Raw genomic sequence first — 17,249 nt, 5'->3', positions numbered from 1 at the left:
CGCTAATCACGTTACTGCTGATGGCCCTGCTAAGTGCGTGCGGGCGACCCCTGACCGAAAACGAACGCAGTTTTCTCAGCACGATTCATGGCGGGACATTGGATATGGACCGCGTGCGCCTGCATGATGGCGCACCTACGCGTGCAGTCACCTTTCGCCGCAAGCCCCGTCCGCGCACGACCTGCCGCGAGCTGATCCTGCCGCCGCCTACGGAAGCGATTGTGACGACAAAACCGGCGGCTGTGGCGCTGTTCAATACCATCCTCTTCGACAAGGACTGGTTCATTGATGATTATCTGCCCGACTATCCCGACAGCATCGGCTTGATTGCCGCGATGCTATTCGCGCATGAGCTGACACACATCTGGCAATGGCAAAACCGCGCAACGACCGGCTATTCTCCTTTGCGGGCAGCGTCAGAACACGGCGTGAGCGCAGACCCATATCTGTTTGAAATCAACAAGGATCGCAGGTTCGGCGATTTCGGCTTCGAACAACAGGGCTCAATCGTTGAAGAATACGTCTGCTGCCGCGCACTCGCGCCGCAAGCCTCTCGTACGGCGCGTTTACACGCCCTCATCGGGCAGGTCATGCCAGTGAAACCGCTGCCACAAAGCCGCGAATGGGATGTCCGTCTGCCGTGGGACGGGGTCGAGCTGAACGGGATCTGCGGTTAGCGCTGGATGCTTTCAAGATAGGCCAGCACAGCCGCCAAAGCGCGCGGTGTCGGCGTCAGCACGCCGTCCACTTCAAGCGGAACCAGATCATCGGCCATGGCCCCGCCGAATTGTGGCATCACACGTGCAAGGTGGCCCTGATCCGGATCGCCCCAGATATAGCTGAGGGATCGCGCGGTCGGAAACATGCCGTCGTTACCACGTGCCAGCAGTGTAAGATCAGGAGGCATGGGCGAGAGGCCAGCGCTCCCGGGTCCGTTCCCTCGCCCATCCCTCCCGTGACACGACATGCAGTTCTCGGCAAAGAAGGCCTGACCCTCCTCCGGTTCAGGCATCGATACCGGGGCGCATGCGACCAACAAAGCAAGACCGATACCGGCCCCGAAAGATGTTGTAACAGCGTGCATGGCGTTCTCCTGCAAAACGTCGATATTGATACATTGCGCTATGCGGGATCAGCCGCCATGATTCAAATCAAATTGATGCAGGAAGGCGCGAAATGGCTCAATATGCTGTAATTATGTTAATAGCAGGCTTCGGTGTGCCGATCCTCGCTGCGATGAACGCAGGCCTTGGTCGGCACGTGGGATCACCTGCGGCGGCGGCTGTGGTCTTGTTCGTTGTGGCGCTTGTTGCGTCCTTGGCCGTAGCCATTGCCACCGGGCCGCATATGGTTTCGCGTTTCGCAACGGCACCCCGCCCCTTGTTTCTGGGGGGCGTACTGATTGCCTTCTACGTCCTGACCGTAACCTATATCGCGCCGGTGTTCGGTCTGGGAAATGCGGTTTTCTTTGTCCTGCTGGGGCAGTTGATCTCGGCCGCGGCAATTGATCATTTCGGGCTGTTTGGCGCACAGGTGTCACCCTTGGGCCTCGCGCGGGCTGGCGGCATTGTCCTTATGGCTGTCGGGGTCTGGCTTACCCAGCAGGTGTAGCAAGCGCCTGCATCTGATCCCAGACTGCTACTGCCACATCGACCGGATCCATTTTCACCTTGTCCTGCCCGGGCATCCGCGCACCTTCATCCGCTTGGGCCGCAGCAGCGAGGACTTCGAGGCGTGCACCAAAATCGGGTGAGGTGCTGGGATCAATGATGATGTAATACTGCCCCAAGTCGTGGGGCGGCCCATCGGGTGCCTTCAGCGGTTTGACATCCCGTGAAAGCACACCACCGGTCATACCTGCCGCCAAAATCTCGGCCATGAGGCCAAAGCCCCAGCCCTTGTAGCCCCCCATCGACACGAGCGATCCCTGAAGTGCCGCGTCGGGATCGGTGGTCGGATTGCCTTGTGCATCGACAGCCCACCCTTCGGGGATCGACTGCCCCGCCGCTTTGGCCATTGTGATTTTGCCCAAGGCTACCGTGGTTGTGGATTGATCGAATTGCATGGCGACCCCGCCCTGCCCGTCCGGCACAGAGAATGCGATGGGATTTGTGCCGATCACCCGCGACTTGCCCCCCGGTGCCGCCACGATAGGCGAGGCGTTGGTAAAGCCCATCCCGATAAAGCCAGCGCGCGCAATCTGTTCCGTAAAATAGCCAAGTGATGTGCAGGTATGTGCATGCCCGACGGCAAGCGTTGCGATGCCCGCCTGCCGTGCCGCATCAAGGGCCACTGGCAAGCCGTAGGCGAAGGCAGGTTGAGCAAAGCCGAACAGCGCATCAACGTGCACGGCCGCGCTGCGCGGGGTCGATACTACGGGGTTCACAGTCCCGTTCACACGACCCGAGCGCAGCTGCTGGCAATAACTCTCGACGTAATACAGCCCGCATATCTTGTTGCCGACGGCTTCGGCCGCCGCCACTGCGCGGGCAACTTCGGCTGCCTGAAAGGCGTCAGCTCCGTGGGCTATCAACGCAGCCTGAACTGTCTGATGTATGTCTTCGAGTGAAACCTGCACCATGATCAACAGCCCTTTAATTATACTCCAGCCTCAAGGGCTGGGACCGACTTTGATCAAGGCCGCAAGGGGCGTCAAGCCGTCATGCCTTTCAGACAGAAACCAGTTGCCCTGCGTCAAGCCTGATCTGGCGGTCCATACGCGCTGCCAACTCAAGGTTGTGCGTGGCAATTAGAGCCGAAAGGCCTGTATCGCGTACCAATTCCATCAGCGTTACAAAGACCTGATCGGACGTGCTGGGGTCCAGATTGCCGGTCGGCTCATCCGCCAGCAAGAGCCCCGGTGCATTGGCAAGCGCCCGGCAGAACGCAACGCGCTGCTGTTCACCGCCGGAAAGTGCTGCGGGCCTATGGTCTGCACGCGCCTCGATCCCGACCTTGGCCAGCAGGCTGCGTGCGCGGTCCTCGGCCTTTGGTCGCGCGATACCGTTGGCCAGTTGCGGCAGTACAATATTCTCAAGCGCCGTGAATTCCGGCAGCAGATGATGGAACTGGTAGATAAAGCCGATATCCCCCCTGCGGACACGTGTACGCCTGCGGTCAGAGCGTCCTGTCATGTCTTCACCCGCGACATGGACCAGACCACTGTCCGGCGTGTCCAACAGACCGGCGATATGCAGGAGAGTGGATTTACCGGCACCAGAGGGCGCAACCAGTGCCACTACCTCACCGGCAGCAATGGTCAGATCGACACCGCGCAGCACATTGATCTCGTTTGGTTTGCCGGTGTTATAGGACTTTGTAATGCCGGAAAGGCTCAAGGCCGGATCACTCATAGCGCAACGCCTCCACAGGGTTCATGCGCGCAGCGCGGCGGGCCGGAAAGATCGTGACAATGAACGACAATCCCAATGACAAGGCGACGGCAGAAAACACATCAGCAAGCTGGAGCTTCGCAGGCAGGAAATAGATACCCCGGATGGAGGCATCCCACGCGGTGCCACCCGAAAGATAGTTCACGAACCCGAAAATCTGATCGACATAAAGGGCGAAAAGACAGCCCAGAATGACGCCAGCCACCGTTCCGATGATGCCGGTGAACGAACCACAGATGAAAAACACGCGCATGATCGAGCCTTCAGTCAGGCCGATGGTGCGCAGGATACCGATGTCACGCCCCTTGTTCTTGACCAGCATGATCAGACCAGAAACGATATTCATGGCAGCGATCAGAACCAGTACCGACATAATGACGAACATCACCCGATCTTCGATATCGAGTGCATTTAGAAACGATCCCGACGCATCGCGCCAGGTCCAGACCTGACCCCGTTCCCCCATGGCTTGAAGGATCGGTAAGGCCATGTCATCGACGGCTTCAGGCTCTTCGATCATGACTTCAAGCTCGTCGGCCACCCCCTCGCGATTAAAGAATATTTGCGCATCTCCGATGGGCAGATAGACACGTGTACGGTCAATGTCATAACGGCCAGCCGCAAAGATATAGACCACCTCATAGGCATTCACCCTCGGGCTGGTACCGAAAGCTGTTTTGACCCCATTGGGCGAGATCAGTTTGATGCGATCCCCGACCGTCACATTCAGACTGCGCGCAACGCCGATACCGATGGCGATCCCTTCGTTGAACCTGTCGATGTCGCCCTGAGCCTGATCCGAAGACGCGATGCGGGGAATGGTTTTAAGGTCAGCCCCCGAAATCCCGTATACTTCGACGCCTGCGTTGTTCTGGCCGCTGTTGGCCATCACCTGCTGACGCACCAGCGGGGCAACACGGGTTACGCCAGGCACGTCCCGCACAGCTGCGGCAAGCGTATCGTAATCAGAGATCGTTCGATCAATCTGTCCATTCGCGCCCACCTCGCCAAGTTGGTAGACGGTCACATGGGCATTGGCCCCAAGAATCGTATCCACAAACTCGGCCCGAAAGCCGGAACGAACGGACAGCGTTGCAATCAATGCAAAGACTGCCAGAGTGATACCAATCAGGCTGATCCATGTCATTACGCTGACACCACCTTCAGCACGGCGTGCACGCAAGTAGCGCCACGCGATCATCCACTCGAAAGGGGCAAAAGGGGCAGTGTTGGCCAAGGGAAGGCTCCTGTCAGATCTCGCGCAAACTGAGGCTTTGAGGAGGGCGGGTCAAGCGGGCTTTGCATGTCTGCGAAAGGGCCAGCGCACAAGGCCTAGAAAGATGGACACAAGCCCGCCCCCCAGCACGAACCCGACACCTGCAAATATCATCCCCGCAAGGTTTAGCGGGACCGCCGGCTGATAAACATCCCACGCCGCTTTCGCGATTTGACCATCGCGCAGACGCGGTAGGTGATAGGCACGCATAAACGGACCCTCCCCTTCGAGCGCGGCCAGATCCGCGCTAAGCGTTTCATAGCGAGCAAACGTGCGGGTCATATCAGCGCGACGACGTTCCATAAACTCAGTGCCCTGCATCTGCGCAAGCGCCGCCTCGCGCTCCAGCCCCACAGCAGCAGCAGAGGCGTCAAAATCCGCAACAACTTCGGACAATGCATCAACCGCCCCGCCAAGGCGCTGCGTATACTGCTGGGAATATTCGGGGAATTGCGATGTCGCAGCAGCGCCAGCGATGCCGCCAGCCAGAGTGAGCGTGCGCAGGATCACTGAAATACCGCCCGTGCAAGAGCCGCATCCAGGGCGAAGAGCTGATCCCAATCGAGACAGCGATCGAAGCTGACGACCACGCTCCATTTCTCCTGCCATCGCACCGCGTAGCTTCCGGCGGTCATCCGCTCCGGGAAACACAGCAGGCCAAAATGCCAATAGTTCATGCTTCCGCGAAATGCGCGTTGGGTCATGCCTGCGCCGTAAAACGCGCCGCCCCCCATTGCAGCCTGCGGCCAGTTCTGTGGTGCTGAACCGATGATGCCTTGCGGCCCGTAGGCCCAATGCATGAACCGCGCGTAGTCCTGCACAGACATTTGCCACCCACCCCAGGCCGCCATGCTGCCCGTTCGTGGCGAAATCTGTGCGGTCGTGACACCAGCGCGGTCCAGGACCGCGGCCTTGCAATAAGCCGCGTAAGATTGACCGGTCTCGGCTGCGATCATCGCCCCCAAAATGGCATAGTTTTCGTTATTGTAGCTGAAGCTGCCAGATAAGCCCGACTGCCCGTCACGTCTAAGCGCCTGCTGAGCGGCATCGTCCGATCTGTCCTCTGCCGTATCCAGCCAACGTGGCATATCGGACTGCGTTTGATCGGGTCCAAGGCCAGCACTATGGGTCATCAGCCGAGCTAAGGTTATGCCGTCAGGGCCATATCCCAAAACACCGGAGCTGGTTGTCTCTGCCGCCCAGATACCTTTGTCGATCAGATCCGTTACACAAAGCGCCGTGATGGCTTTGCCTAGACTAGCCAGCTCAACCGCCGTATCCGCAGACATCCCAATGGCGACATCGCTATTGTGCGTGCCGCCTTCCCAGACGGTCATAACCGCAGCTTGCGCGCCCACGTCTTCCACCCAGCCCCGAAAGGCTTGATCCAGTCGCGCAGGCACATCGGCCACGGCCATCGGTGCCGCAAATAACACAGCAATTACAACGGCTCGGATCACGATAGGCTGCTCCAGTTTTGCTTGAGCCTACCGCACCCCTCGCCCTCGATCAAAGCCTCAGGCGATACCGGCATAAATCTGCGCAAGGCGTTTGACGGCGTCTTCCGGTGGCATTTCCTCGCTCTCGCCTGTCTTGCGGGAGGTCAGCTCAACCACACCGTTCTTCAAGCCGCGGGGACCAACAGTGATGCGCCAAGGCAGACCAATCAGGTCCATGCCCGCGAACTTTCCACCGGCCCGTTCATTGCGGTCGTCATAAAGCGGATCAAGGCCAATCAGCTTCAGCGAGGAATAAAGCGCCTCGCAGGCGGCATCTGCTTCTTCGTCCCCTTGCTTGAGGTTCACAATACCTGCGTGGAAAGGTGTGACACCTTCAGGCCAGATAATGCCGTTGTCATCATGGCTGGCCTCAATGATCGCACCCAACAGGCGGCTGACGCCGATGCCGTGGCTGCCCATGTGGACAGGTGTGTTCTTGCCATCCGGCCCCTGGACCGTGGCCCCCATGGCTTCGGAATACTTGGTGCCAAAGTAAAATATCTGACCGACTTCAATGCCACGTGCGGTGCGGCGGCGCTCTTCCGGCACTTGATTGAACAATGCCTCATCGTGCGTCTCGTCGGTGCGGGCGTATTTCGACGTGAATTCCTCCATGACGGCGGCGCAGTCTTCCACGCTGTCATAGTTGATTTCGCGATCACCGAAGGTCAGATCGGTCACGGCGCTGTCATAGAACACCTCCGACTCGCCTGTTTCTGCCAGCACGAGGAACTCGTGTGTATCGTCGCCGCCGATAGGGCCGGAATCAGCACGCATCGGGATCGCCTGAAGGCCCATCCGCTCATACGTGCGCAGGTAACTCACCAGATGGCGGTTGTACGCGTGCAGCGCGTCTTCTTTTGTAAGATCAAAGTTATAGCCGTCTTTCATCAGGAACTCACGGCCCCGCATCACGCCAAAGCGCGGGCGGATCTCATCGCGGAATTTCCACTGGATTTGGTACATGGTCAGCGGCAGGTCTTTGTAGCTGCTGACATGGGCGCGGAAGATGTCGGTAATCAGCTCTTCGGCCGTGGGCGTGAACAGCATGTCGCGACCGCCGCGATCCTTGATCCGCAGCATCTCTTCGCCGTAAGCGTCATAGCGCCCGCTTTCGCGCCACAGGTCTGCCGACTGGATCGTGGGCATCAGCATGGCGTGGTGGCCTGCACGCGCCTGTTCTTCGTGCACAATGTTTTCAAGCTTGCGCAGCACCTTGAAGCCCAGCGGCAGCCAAGAATAGATCCCTGCGGCCGATTGTTTGATCATGCCCGCACGCAACATCAGCCGGTGGCTGACGATCTGCGCCTCCGAAGGGTTCTCTTTCAGCACAGGTAAGAAATAACGGCTCAAACGCATGAGGGCGCTCCATCTATGTATATTAGCTTGGCCCTGACTATGCGAGTTGGACGAAACCCGCAATCGGGTTGGCATCAACCAAATGAATGATTGAATTTTAGCAGAACGCCCTACCGTCAAGGTCACGCGCGTTCAGCGCCCAACCGTTCGCCTTTCAACAGACCTTAACAGACGAGACACATGATGATCCGATCTGCTTCCATTCACCCCGCCGCCACTGCTTATGCCGATGAAGTCGCTGCCGGAACTCTATCGCGACGCGAGTTCATGACCCGCGCGACATCGCTTGGCCTGACAGCAGGCGCTGCATACGGTCTTTTGGGGCTTTCACAGCCCGCGCAGGCCGCCGGCCATGCGCAGTCAGGGGGCACACTGCGTATCGAGAGCAGCGTCAAAGCCCTGAAAGACCCGCGCACTTTCGACTGGCCACAGATGTCAAACTACACCCGCGGGTGGCTGGAATATCTGGTGGAGTATCAAACAGACGGGTCGTTCAAGCCATCGCTACTGGAAAGCTGGGAAATCAACGATGACGCCACTGAATACACGCTGACGGTGCGCGAGGGTGTCACATGGAATAATGGCGACCCCTTTACCGCAGCCGACGTGGCCATGAACATCGAACGCTGGTGCGACAAGGCAGTCGAGGGCAATTCGATGGCGTCCCGCATGGCGTCTCTGATCGATGAAGAAAGCGGCAAAGCACGTGATGGTGCCATTACGGCAACAGACGACCGGACTGTGAAGCTGGTTTTGAACAACGCCGATATCACATTGATCGCGGGCTTTTCAGATTATCCTGCGGCAATCGTGCATAGTTCCTTCAACGGTGATCCACTTGAAAACCCCATCGGGACAGGCCCCTACCTGCCAGACGAATTCGAAGTCGGCATCAAGGCGGTTCTTGTGCGGAACGAAAACCACACATGGTGGGACGAAGGAGCCTATCTCGACCGGATCGAATATATCGACTACGGCACAGAACAATCCGCGATCTTTTCGGCGGTTGAAGCGGACGAAGTCGACATGGTCTACGAATCCCTTGGCGACTACATCACGCTTTTTGATGATGTGGGCTGGTCCAAATCCGAAGCCGTCACTGCCAACACGGTGTGTATCCGCCCAAACCAGAACGCCGAAGTGAACGGTACGAAGCCTTATGCGGATGTACGCGTGCGGCGCGCACTGGCCATGGCGGTTGATAATGCGGTGTGTCTGGAACTTGGCTTTAACGATAACGGCTCTGTCGCGGAAAACCATCATGTTGCCCCGTTGCACCCCGAATACGCAGAACTGCCAGCCCCTGTTTATGACCCCGCTGCCGCTAAAGCCCTGATGGATGAAGCAGGCATGGGTGATTTCGAGCACGAGCTGATTTCGATTGATGACACCTGGCGCAAAAACACGACCGATGCGGTCGCGGCGCAACTGCGCGATGCGGGTATCAACGTGAAACGGACGATCCTGCCCGGCGCAACATTCTGGAACGATTGGGTCGGCTACCCCTTCTCTACCACGGACTGGGCGCAGCGGCCTCTGGGCGTGCAAGTGTTGGCGCTGGCTTACAAATCCGGTGAGGCGTGGAATGAATCCGCCTTTGCCAACGCCGAGTTCGACAGCCTGTTGACGGATGCACTGGCAATTGCAGATGCGGATCAACGGCGCGAGGTTATGGCGAAGTTGCAAAAAATCATGCAGGACGAAGGTGTGGTGATTCAACCCTATTGGCGTTCAATCTACCGCCACTACAAACCCGAAGTGATCGGCGCGGAAATGCACCCGACCTTTGAAATCCATGTTTCAAAACTTGGCTTTGCAGCCTGATTTTTGACCTTGATAAAATTTCGAAACGGCGCGTTCTTTCGAGGCGCGCCGCTTTCGTTTGCGATGACTATTTGACGGCAGCCCGCTGCGCCAACGCGATGGCAACACGCGTAGCCTTGGCCATGTCCTGAACCGAAATCCATTCCAGCGGCCCGTGAATTTCCTGCATACCGGTAAAGACATTGGGGCACGGCACGCCCATTTCCGTCAGCCGCGAGCCATCGGTCCCGCCTCTGATCGGGATCGACACAGGCTCCAGCCCCGCATCGACCACAGCAGCGCGGACCAATTCAACCGGCGTCATGTCTTTCTCCAGCCAGTAGCGCATATTGCGATACTGTGGCGTGATATCACAGGTGATTTCGGCTCGCGGCTCACCTGCCGCAACGGCCTCGCAAACCTGGCGCAGCAGGTTGCCCTTCGCTTCAAGACCGTCGAGCTCAAAATCGCGGATGATAAGGATGATCTCCGCCTCACTCGACCCGCCCTTCACTTCGGATACGTGGATAAATCCTTCAACCCCCTCGGTGGTCTCGGGTGTCATGGTCACATGCGGCAATGTCATGATAATCTTTGAGACCAGATGGAGCGCATTGACCATCTTGTCCTTGGCAAAACCGGGATGGGCGGAAACACCGGTAACTTTGACAACGGCACCATCCGCAGAGAATGTCTCGAATTCGATCTCGCCGGGTTTACCACCGTCGAAAGTGTAAGCAAAATCAACGCCGAAGTCCGCAGGAAGACGCGTATCAACCCCACGCCCGATCTCTTCGTCAGGGGTAAAGGCGAGCCTGATGGGCCCATGTTTGATATCGGGGTTTTCGAGAAGGTGCCGCGCGGCGGTCATGGCAATGGCAACGCCAGCTTTGTCATCGCCACCAAGAAGGGTTGTGCCCGAGGCGGTGATGATGTCTTCACCCTGTTTCTGGCCCAGATAGGGCGAATTTTCAGGCGACAGGCGCAGGTCAGGCGCATCCGCAAAGGTGATGTCACCGCCATTATAGCCGCGATGTACAACAGGCTTTACACCAGTGGCATTGAATTGGGGCGCAGTGTCGACGTGGGCACACCAGCCGATTGTCGGACCTTCGGTCGTGCCGGGAATTGTGGCCAGCACCACACCGTAATCCGTAAGCTGCACATCCTGAGCACCCATCTCCTCAAGCTCGGTCACCAGCAGGCGCGACATCTCCAGCTGGATCGCAGTGCTTGGCTGGCTGGAGGATGTTGCATCGCTTTGGCTATCGATGGCAGCATAACGGACCAGACGGTCTTCAAGCTCTTTGTCAAACGGCGTGCGCATGGTGGCTCCTTTGGAATACCGGCATGATTTGGGTCACGGACTGGTGGGAAGTCAAGCCGGCAGCTTTTCGCGTCTGCCCCTTGAAAGATGGGACTGTGTGCGCGATGTGAATAGGGACCCTTTTGGAGACGCCCCCATGGCATTGCCGATCAGAGAACAACTGAAATACTGGGGCATCGCGGCAATCGTCGTGATGGTTGCTCTTTGGTTCATGGGCGATGTTTTGATGCCATTCCTGCTGGGTGGTGCCATCGCATATTTCCTTGATCCCGTTGCAGACCGGTTGGAGCGTATGGGCCTTAGTCGGGCGCTTGCGACCGCGCTGATTACCTTTGTAGGCATCCTTGTGTTTGTTCTGCTGGCGCTTTTGGTGATCCCGACGCTGATAAATCAGTCGATCAGTCTGGTAAAAATCGCCCCCGATCTGTTCAGTGATTTCACGGCGTTTCTGAATGAACGCTTCCCGACGCTGCTGGAAGAAGGCTCCACCCTGCAAACCTCCCTTTTGTCGATCGGCACCGCAATTCAGGAACGCGGCGGTCAGGTGCTTGAAACTGCCCTGTCTTCCTTTGCCTCGATCATCAACGTGATGGTATTGTTTGTCATCGTACCTGTCGTCGCGGTCTACCTGTTGTTGGATTGGGACCGGATGGTCGCCGCCATCGACACCCTGCTGCCACGTGACCATGCCCCCACCATCCGCCACCTCGCGCGCGAAATAGATAACACACTCGCGTCCTTTATCCGTGGAATGGGCACGGTCTGTCTGATCCTTGGTACATATTATGCAATAGCACTGATGCTGGTCGGCCTGCAATTCGGGCTGGTTGTCGGTTTTATTGCCGGTGTTGTGACTTTTATCCCTTATCTGGGTGCCCTTCTGGGCGGTGCTTTGGCGATCGGTCTGGCCCTTTTTCAGTTCTGGGGCGACTGGGTATCTATTGGGCTAGTCGGCGGCATTTTTGTGCTGGGTCAGGTCATCGAAGGTAACGTACTCACCCCGAAACTTGTGGGCGACTCGGTCGGGTTGCATCCCGTATGGCTTATCCTTGCCCTCTCGGTTTTCGGCACGCTTTTCGGGTTTGTGGGAATGTTGGTTGCTGTACCGCTTGCCGCCGCCTTAGGTGTGCTGGCCCGCTTTGGCGTCGATCAATACCGCGACAGCCTGTTGTACCGTGGAACGGGCAAGCTCTGAATGCCGCAGCAACTCGGGTTTGACCTGCCTAGCCGGACCGCTTTGGATCGCGACGCGTTTTTCGTAGCACCCTGCAATGCCGTGGCATTAGGCATGATCGAGACCTGGCCAAACTGGCCCGGTGGCAAACTGATCCTGACTGGGCCGCAAGGGGCAGGCAAAACCCACCTCACCCACGTCTGGGCCCAAACGTCGGGTGCCACCATCATATCGGCCGCAGACCTTGTTGGTGGAATGGTGCCGGAACTGGCCCAAAACCATGTCGCCGTGGAAGATGTGCCTGACATCGCCGGAAATGTGGATGCGCAAAACACCCTGTTCCACTTGCACAATTTGCTGTTGGCCGAGGGCCGTAATCTGCTGCTGACCGGCACAAAGGCTGTGACGGATTGGAGCATCACCTTACCCGATCTTGATAGCCGACTGCGCGGCACCACGGCCGCGGCAGTGGACGCGCCGGATGACACACTTCTTTCAGCCTTGTTGGTCAAACTGCTCGGGGATCGCCAATTGGCACCAAAACCCGAAGTGATTTCTTATCTGCTGGACCGGATGGACCGATCCTTCGCGGCAGCGATTGATCTGGTCGAACGGCTGGATGCAGCCAGTCTGGCCCAGCAAAAGCCGATCACCCGACCCTTTGCTGCTGCAGTGCTGGACAAAGACACGCCGGACACGTGATACTGTCTTTCTGGACGCCTTCGCACGAGCGTCACAAAACCTAGACATTTCAGCCTTATAAGGCCGCCATGACACAGACCGATTTTCTTCAGGGGGCTTTCCCCGAACCTGCAGTTCTGCCTGATCTGGACATGACCGGACCAGGACGCTTTTTCAATCGAGAGTTAAGCTGGCTGGGCTTCAACTGGCGTGTGGTGGAAGAGGCCGAAAACACGCGCGTCCCCTTACTGGAGCGGCTTCGCTTCCTGTCGATTTCGGCAGATAACCTTGACGAGTTTTATACGGTGCGCGTGGCCGGCCTGCGCGAACTGGCGCAGGCTGGGAATACAACCCCCGCAGCAGATGGCCTGTCACCGGCGGAGCAGCTGGTTCTGATCAATGAAGACGCCCGCAAACTGATGCTGAACCAGCAGCGCGTGCTGGTGGACTTGATGGCCGAGATGGATGCCCAGAATATATTTCTGGAGCATACGGCCGATCTGACCAAGGATGACTTGAAATATCTCAAGGAGGTTTTCCTAAACCAGGTGTTCGCAGTGCTTTCCCCTCTGGCGATTGACCCCGCGCATCCCTTCCCGTTCATTCCCAACACCGGCTACGCGCTGGCGCTGCAGCTGGAGCGGACCGCAGACAAGCGGCCCTTGCAGGCATTGCTGCCTGTCCCCGCGAAGATCGACCGTTTTATTGCCCTGCCCGCTCCCGAGGGCACCTTGCGTTATCTGCCTCTCGAAGATCTGTTGGTGATCCATATCCCCGACCTTTTTCCGGGCTATAAGCTTAAATCTCACTTCGAATTCAGGGTATTGCGCGACAGCGATCTGGAAGTCGAAGACGAAGCTGAAGATCTGGTCCGCGAGTTCGAAGTCGCGCTCAAACGCCGCCGGAGAGGTGAGGTTGTTCGATTGACCCACTCCGTTGGTGCGCCCGAAAAGCTGAAATCCGTCGTGATGGCCGAGCTTGGCGTGCATGAACGTGATGTCATCGAGATTGACGGCATGATCGGTGTAGATGATCTGGCCGAGCTGGTGACAGACGCGCGTCCCGACCTGCTGTGGCCGCAGTTCACGCCGCGCATTCCCGAACGGGTGACGGACCACGACGGCGATATGTTTGCCGCGATCCGGCAAAAAGACATGCTGCTGCATCACCCTTATGAAACCTTTGACATGGTCATCCGGTTTCTCGCGCAAGCAGCGCGTGATCCGAACGTGGTCGCAATCAAACAAACGCTTTATCGCACTTCCCGCGATAGCCCCATCGTAGAAGCACTTTGCGAGGCGGCCGAGGATGGCAAATCCGTCACTGCACTGGTCGAGCTAAAAGCACGCTTTGACGAAGCTGCGAACATCCGGCAGTCACGGCGTCTGGAGCGGGCCGGTGCACATGTCGTCTACGGTTTTATTGATCTGAAAACACATGCGAAAATCTCGACCGTGGTGCGTCGGGAAGGCGACCAGTTGGTCACCTACACCCATTATGGCACCGGTAACTATCACCCTATCACCGCGCGTATTTATACTGATTTGTCCTTCTTCACCTGCGATCAGAAGCTGGGCCGCGATGCGACAAAAGTCTTCAACTATCTATCGGGCTACGCCCCGCCCGAGCAGTTGGACAACCTCGCGATCTCGCCCACTACATTGAAACCCCGATTGCTTGAAATGATCGCCGCCGAGGCCGAGCACGCACGCGCAGGCCGTCCGGGGGTGATCTGGGCCAAGATGAATTCACTCATTGATGCCGAAGTGATCGACGCACTTTATGCAGCCTCACAGGCGGGCGTGCAGATATCCTTGGTCATCCGCGGCATTTGCGGTCTGCGCCCCGGTGTGTCCGGCCTGTCCGAAAACATCCGCGTAAAGTCCATCGTCGGCCGTTTTCTGGAGCACTCGCGGATTGTCTGTTTCGGCAATGGATCGGGCCTGCCGCACAAAAAGGCGCGCGTCTTCATCTCTTCTGCGGACTGGATGGGCCGCAACCTGAACCGGCGCGTAGAGACACTGGTCGAGATTGAAAATGCCACTGTCAAAGCGCAGATCGTAAGCCAGATCATGGCCGCTAATCTGGCTGACGTTGCGCAAAGCTGGATCATGTCACCTGATGGCAGCTTCCATCGGCCCGCGTTTCAGGAAGGACAGTTCATGTTCAATTGCCACCGGTTCTTCATGGAGAATCCGTCGCTGTCCGGGCGTGGCTCGGCAGGTGCATCGGATGTGCCAAAGTTGACGCACACCGAAGATTGATTTGCTGTGCGCGCCCATGGCTGCGCGTCTTTGCGATTGACGCCCAAGGTCTGCTAACCCATCTTGCGCCCGACCAAGCCCCGCAAGGAGACTGCATGGCAGACCAGACCAAAACGACCCGCCCCGCCGTTCCCGAAACCGGCGTGGCCGATCTGGGCCTTTTTGGCAAACCCCTGTTTGAGGACCCTTCTGCCCGTGCACTGGCGCGGGTCGGTGTTGTGGATGTCGGCTCGAACTCTGTTCGTTTGGTGGTCTTTGATGGCGCGGCACGCTCGCCCGCTTACTTTTACAACGAAAAGATCATGTGCGCCTTGGGGGCTGGCATGGCTGAAACCGGTCATCTGTCGCCCGAGGGCCGCGTACGGGCCTTGTCAGCGATGCGGCGGTTCAAAAAGCTGGCTGACGGCATGGGGCTGTCCGAGCTGACCGTTGTGGCCACGGCAGCGGTACGCGATGCCAGCGATGGCCGCGCTTTTTGCGACGAGGTGCTGGCCGAAACCGGACTGCGCATCTGGGTCATTGACGGCAAGGAAGAGGCACGGCTTTCTGCGCAAGGCGTCCTGTTGGGCTGGCCCGGTGCATACGGCCTGATCTGTGACATTGGCGGCTCGTCGATGGAGCTGGCGGAGATATCGGGCGGGCGCGTTGGCCGGCGTGAAACCTCGCAGCTTGGCCCGCTTAAACTGCGGGACATCAAAGGCGGCGCAAAAGCAAGAAAAGCGCATATCAAACAGGTTATCGAGGATCTGCACAGCGTGCTGGGCACACAGCGTGACCGCCTGTTTTTGGTGGGTGGATCGTGGCGCGCGATTGCCCGTATCGACATGGTGCGTCGCGGCTATCCCCTTCAGGTTCTGCATGAATACCGCATGACGCCCAGGGCCGTCAGCGCCACCTTGAAATATATCAATCAAACCGATCCCGAAGAGCTGCGGCTGATATCAGGCGTCTCCTCCAGCCGGATGGCGCTTGTTCCCTACGCGTCAGAGGTGCTGAGCAGGCTGGTGAAAACGTTTCGTCCCAAGGACATCGCAATTTCCAGCTACGGTATCCGCGAAGGTATGTTGTACGAGCAGATGCCGCAGCGCTTGCGCGACCGCGACCCGCTGATCGAGGCTTGCCGGTTCGCTGAAGCCAAAGATGCACGCATGCCGGGGTTCGGCAAAACGCTTTACAACTTCATCCTGCCACTTTTCAAATCCGCCTCCGCGCCCCGGAAGCGTCTGATAAAGGCGGCTTGTCTGCTGCACGATGTAAGTTGGCGTGCGCATCCCGATTATCGCGCAGAGGTCTGTTTTGATAATGCGACCCGCGCCAACCTTGGCGGCCTGAAACATACGGAGCGCGTTTTTCTAGGTCTCGCCCTGCTGCACCGCTATTCAAACAAGCGCGAAAATTCCCGTTTCAATGATCTCTACGAGATGTTGAGCGAGCAACACCGCGCCGAGGCCGAAGTGCTGGGCAAAGCGATGCGGTTTGGTGCGATGCTTTGGATGAACCCTGACGAAGATCGCGGGGAACTGCGGTGGTTTGCCCAGAAAAAGCTTCTGCACCTGCGTTTGACAACCGACATGATGCCGCTTTTCGGAGAAGTGGCAGAGGCTCGCTTGAATTCGCTTGCCGCATCTCTGGGGGCCGAGGTCGAGATCAAGACGGTAAAACCCCCGAAGACCGTTTAAATCTCCGCGTATATTTCCAGCAGATTGCCATCAGGATCGCGAAAGAACAGCGTGCGATGCCCGAAATCCCTATCCGTGGGCGGAGACAGTATTTCGATATCTTTTTCCGCCAATTCGGCGGCGCAGGCGTCGACGTCATCGCGGGCTACACAGAACGCAAGCTGTAGAGACGCGGTGCCAGGTGAAACGGGATCATCCTGCGCTGTCAGTCCGGGTTGCGATAGTGCGAGAATGGTACTTCCGACGCGGTATTCGAGCCATGTTTCTGAGAGTGCGCGCTCCAGTTCGAAACGAAGGACGCTCTCGTAAAACGTCCGCATCGCGGCAAAGTCACGTGTGATGATGACGGTGTAATCGACTGCCCGTATCGCATCAAAGGCAGAACCGGTCACAGGTCAATCTGCGGCGCAGCCTCGGCCGGTGCTTTCGGAGGTTCAACCGGCCTGTCGGGCTTACGACGGATAATGATATCGCCGTTGGGCAGAATCTCAGGGGCCTGATACACGCTCCAGTCTTCCACCTCTGACAGTAGGTCGGTCAGCTTTGGCCCCATCTCATCTGCGAACTGCCGCAAGGCCGGAGCCATCTGGTCGGCGAGACCGGAAAACTCTTCAATAGCAGGTTCCATCTCTTTCAGGATGCCCTCCATAAAAAGCTGGGCACCCCGCTCCATCAGGGACAGCCCGTCATCTTGCGGTGGAGATGCCTCTTGCGCGGACGATACGACCGGCAGCAGGCACAGAACAAAAGCGGCAGCGCAAATCTGTTTCATGAGTTAAATATAAAGGATCTCCG

Annotated in this window: 17 protein-coding genes; 7 read left to right on the top strand and 10 right to left on the bottom strand. The window is 57.9% G+C overall.

Annotation, left to right across the window (positions count from 1 at the left end; translation table 11 throughout):
* Window positions 1-20 precede the first annotated feature (20 nt).
* A complete protein-coding gene (locus Z946_RS0116010; protein WP_025056734.1) occupies window positions 21-677 on the top strand; it encodes a hypothetical protein in 657 nt (218 codons plus the stop codon).
* Here the strand turns inward: Z946_RS0116010 and Z946_RS0116005 are convergent.
* Window positions 674-1,012, bottom strand: coding sequence for a c-type cytochrome (locus Z946_RS0116005; protein ID WP_025056733.1), 339 nt, complete (start codon window positions 1,010-1,012; stop codon window positions 674-676). The genes Z946_RS0116010 and Z946_RS0116005 overlap by 4 nt on opposite strands.
* Before the next feature lie 164 nt (window positions 1,013-1,176).
* Here Z946_RS0116005 and Z946_RS0115995 point away from each other — a divergent pair, with 164 nt between their 5' ends.
* Window positions 1,177-1,611, top strand: coding sequence for a DMT family transporter (locus tag Z946_RS0115995; RefSeq protein WP_025056732.1), 435 nt, complete (start codon window positions 1,177-1,179; stop codon window positions 1,609-1,611).
* On the opposite strand, the gene Z946_RS0115990 is transcribed toward Z946_RS0115995, so the two are convergent.
* The 6 genes from Z946_RS0115990 to proS all read right to left on the bottom strand — a co-directional run bounded on the left by Z946_RS0115990 (window position 1,595) and on the right by proS (window position 7,526).
* Window positions 1,595-2,581, bottom strand: coding sequence for an Ldh family oxidoreductase (locus Z946_RS0115990; RefSeq protein WP_025056731.1), 987 nt, complete (start codon window positions 2,579-2,581; stop codon window positions 1,595-1,597). The genes Z946_RS0115995 and Z946_RS0115990 overlap by 17 nt on opposite strands.
* A gap of 88 nt (window positions 2,582-2,669) precedes the next feature.
* Window positions 2,670-3,353, bottom strand: coding sequence for an ABC transporter ATP-binding protein (locus tag Z946_RS0115985; RefSeq protein WP_025056730.1), 684 nt, complete (start codon window positions 3,351-3,353; stop codon window positions 2,670-2,672).
* Window positions 3,346-4,629, bottom strand: a complete 1,284-nt coding sequence (locus Z946_RS0115980; RefSeq protein WP_025056729.1) for a lipoprotein-releasing ABC transporter permease subunit — start codon at window positions 4,627-4,629, stop codon at window positions 3,346-3,348. The genes Z946_RS0115985 and Z946_RS0115980 overlap by 8 nt, the downstream gene beginning before the upstream one ends.
* Before the next feature lie 51 nt (window positions 4,630-4,680).
* The gene (locus Z946_RS0115975; RefSeq protein ID WP_025056728.1) at window positions 4,681-5,178 is read right to left on the bottom strand and encodes a DUF2937 family protein; all 498 of its coding nucleotides are present in this window, start codon (window positions 5,176-5,178) and stop codon (window positions 4,681-4,683) included.
* Window positions 5,175-6,128, bottom strand: coding sequence for a serine hydrolase domain-containing protein (locus tag Z946_RS0115970; RefSeq protein ID WP_025056727.1), 954 nt, complete (start codon window positions 6,126-6,128; stop codon window positions 5,175-5,177). Before Z946_RS0115970 ends, Z946_RS0115975 begins: the two co-directional genes overlap by 4 nt.
* A gap of 57 nt (window positions 6,129-6,185) precedes the next feature.
* Window positions 6,186-7,526: a proline--tRNA ligase gene (gene proS / locus Z946_RS0115965; protein ID WP_025056726.1), complete on the bottom strand. Its 1,341-nt coding sequence runs from the start codon at window positions 7,524-7,526 to the stop codon at window positions 6,186-6,188.
* A 183-nt stretch (window positions 7,527-7,709) separates the two neighbouring features.
* On the opposite strand from proS, the gene Z946_RS0115960 reads away from it, so the two are divergent.
* Entirely contained in the window at window positions 7,710-9,350 is a 1,641-nt protein-coding gene (locus Z946_RS0115960) for an ABC transporter substrate-binding protein (RefSeq protein WP_025056725.1), read from the top strand.
* A gap of 67 nt (window positions 9,351-9,417) precedes the next feature.
* Here the strand turns inward: Z946_RS0115960 and pepT are convergent, their stop codons facing one another.
* Window positions 9,418-10,656: a peptidase T gene (gene pepT, locus Z946_RS0115955; RefSeq protein ID WP_025056724.1), complete on the bottom strand. Its 1,239-nt coding sequence runs from the start codon at window positions 10,654-10,656 to the stop codon at window positions 9,418-9,420.
* Between the two features lie 136 nt (window positions 10,657-10,792).
* Between pepT and Z946_RS0115950 the strand changes: the two genes are divergently transcribed.
* The 4 genes from Z946_RS0115950 (at window position 10,793) to Z946_RS0115935 (ending at window position 16,454) form a co-directional block, all read left to right on the top strand.
* Window positions 10,793-11,851 carry an AI-2E family transporter gene (locus Z946_RS0115950; RefSeq protein WP_037969833.1) on the top strand — a complete coding sequence of 353 codons (1,059 nt, stop codon included), beginning with the start codon at window positions 10,793-10,795 and terminating at the stop codon, window positions 11,849-11,851.
* The gene (locus tag Z946_RS0115945; RefSeq protein WP_025056722.1) at window positions 11,852-12,532 is read left to right on the top strand and encodes an HdaA/DnaA family protein; all 681 of its coding nucleotides are present in this window, start codon (window positions 11,852-11,854) and stop codon (window positions 12,530-12,532) included.
* 68 nt (window positions 12,533-12,600) lie between these two features.
* Window positions 12,601-14,775 carry an RNA degradosome polyphosphate kinase gene (locus tag Z946_RS0115940; RefSeq protein WP_025056721.1) on the top strand — a complete coding sequence of 725 codons (2,175 nt, stop codon included), beginning with the start codon at window positions 12,601-12,603 and terminating at the stop codon, window positions 14,773-14,775.
* 95 nt (window positions 14,776-14,870) lie between these two features.
* Window positions 14,871-16,454 (top strand): Ppx/GppA family phosphatase, encoded by a 1,584-nt coding sequence (locus Z946_RS0115935; RefSeq protein WP_025056720.1) that lies wholly within the window; start codon window positions 14,871-14,873, stop codon window positions 16,452-16,454.
* Here the strand turns inward: Z946_RS0115935 and Z946_RS0115930 are convergent.
* On the bottom strand, window positions 16,451-16,846 hold the full coding sequence (locus Z946_RS0115930) for a VOC family protein (protein WP_025056719.1): 396 nt from the start codon (window positions 16,844-16,846) through the stop codon (window positions 16,451-16,453). The genes Z946_RS0115935 and Z946_RS0115930 overlap by 4 nt on opposite strands.
* Complete coding sequence (locus Z946_RS0115925; RefSeq protein WP_025056718.1) at window positions 16,843-17,226, bottom strand: hypothetical protein; 384 nt, start codon at window positions 17,224-17,226, stop codon at window positions 16,843-16,845. Before Z946_RS0115925 ends, Z946_RS0115930 begins: the two co-directional genes overlap by 4 nt.
* Window positions 17,227-17,249: the final 23 nt, after the last annotated feature.

The sequence above is a fragment of the Sulfitobacter noctilucicola genome (assembly GCF_000622385.1).
GTDB classification, from domain to species: domain Bacteria; phylum Pseudomonadota; class Alphaproteobacteria; order Rhodobacterales; family Rhodobacteraceae; genus Sulfitobacter; species Sulfitobacter noctilucicola.
This window is presented reverse-complemented; position numbering and strand designations above follow the sequence as displayed.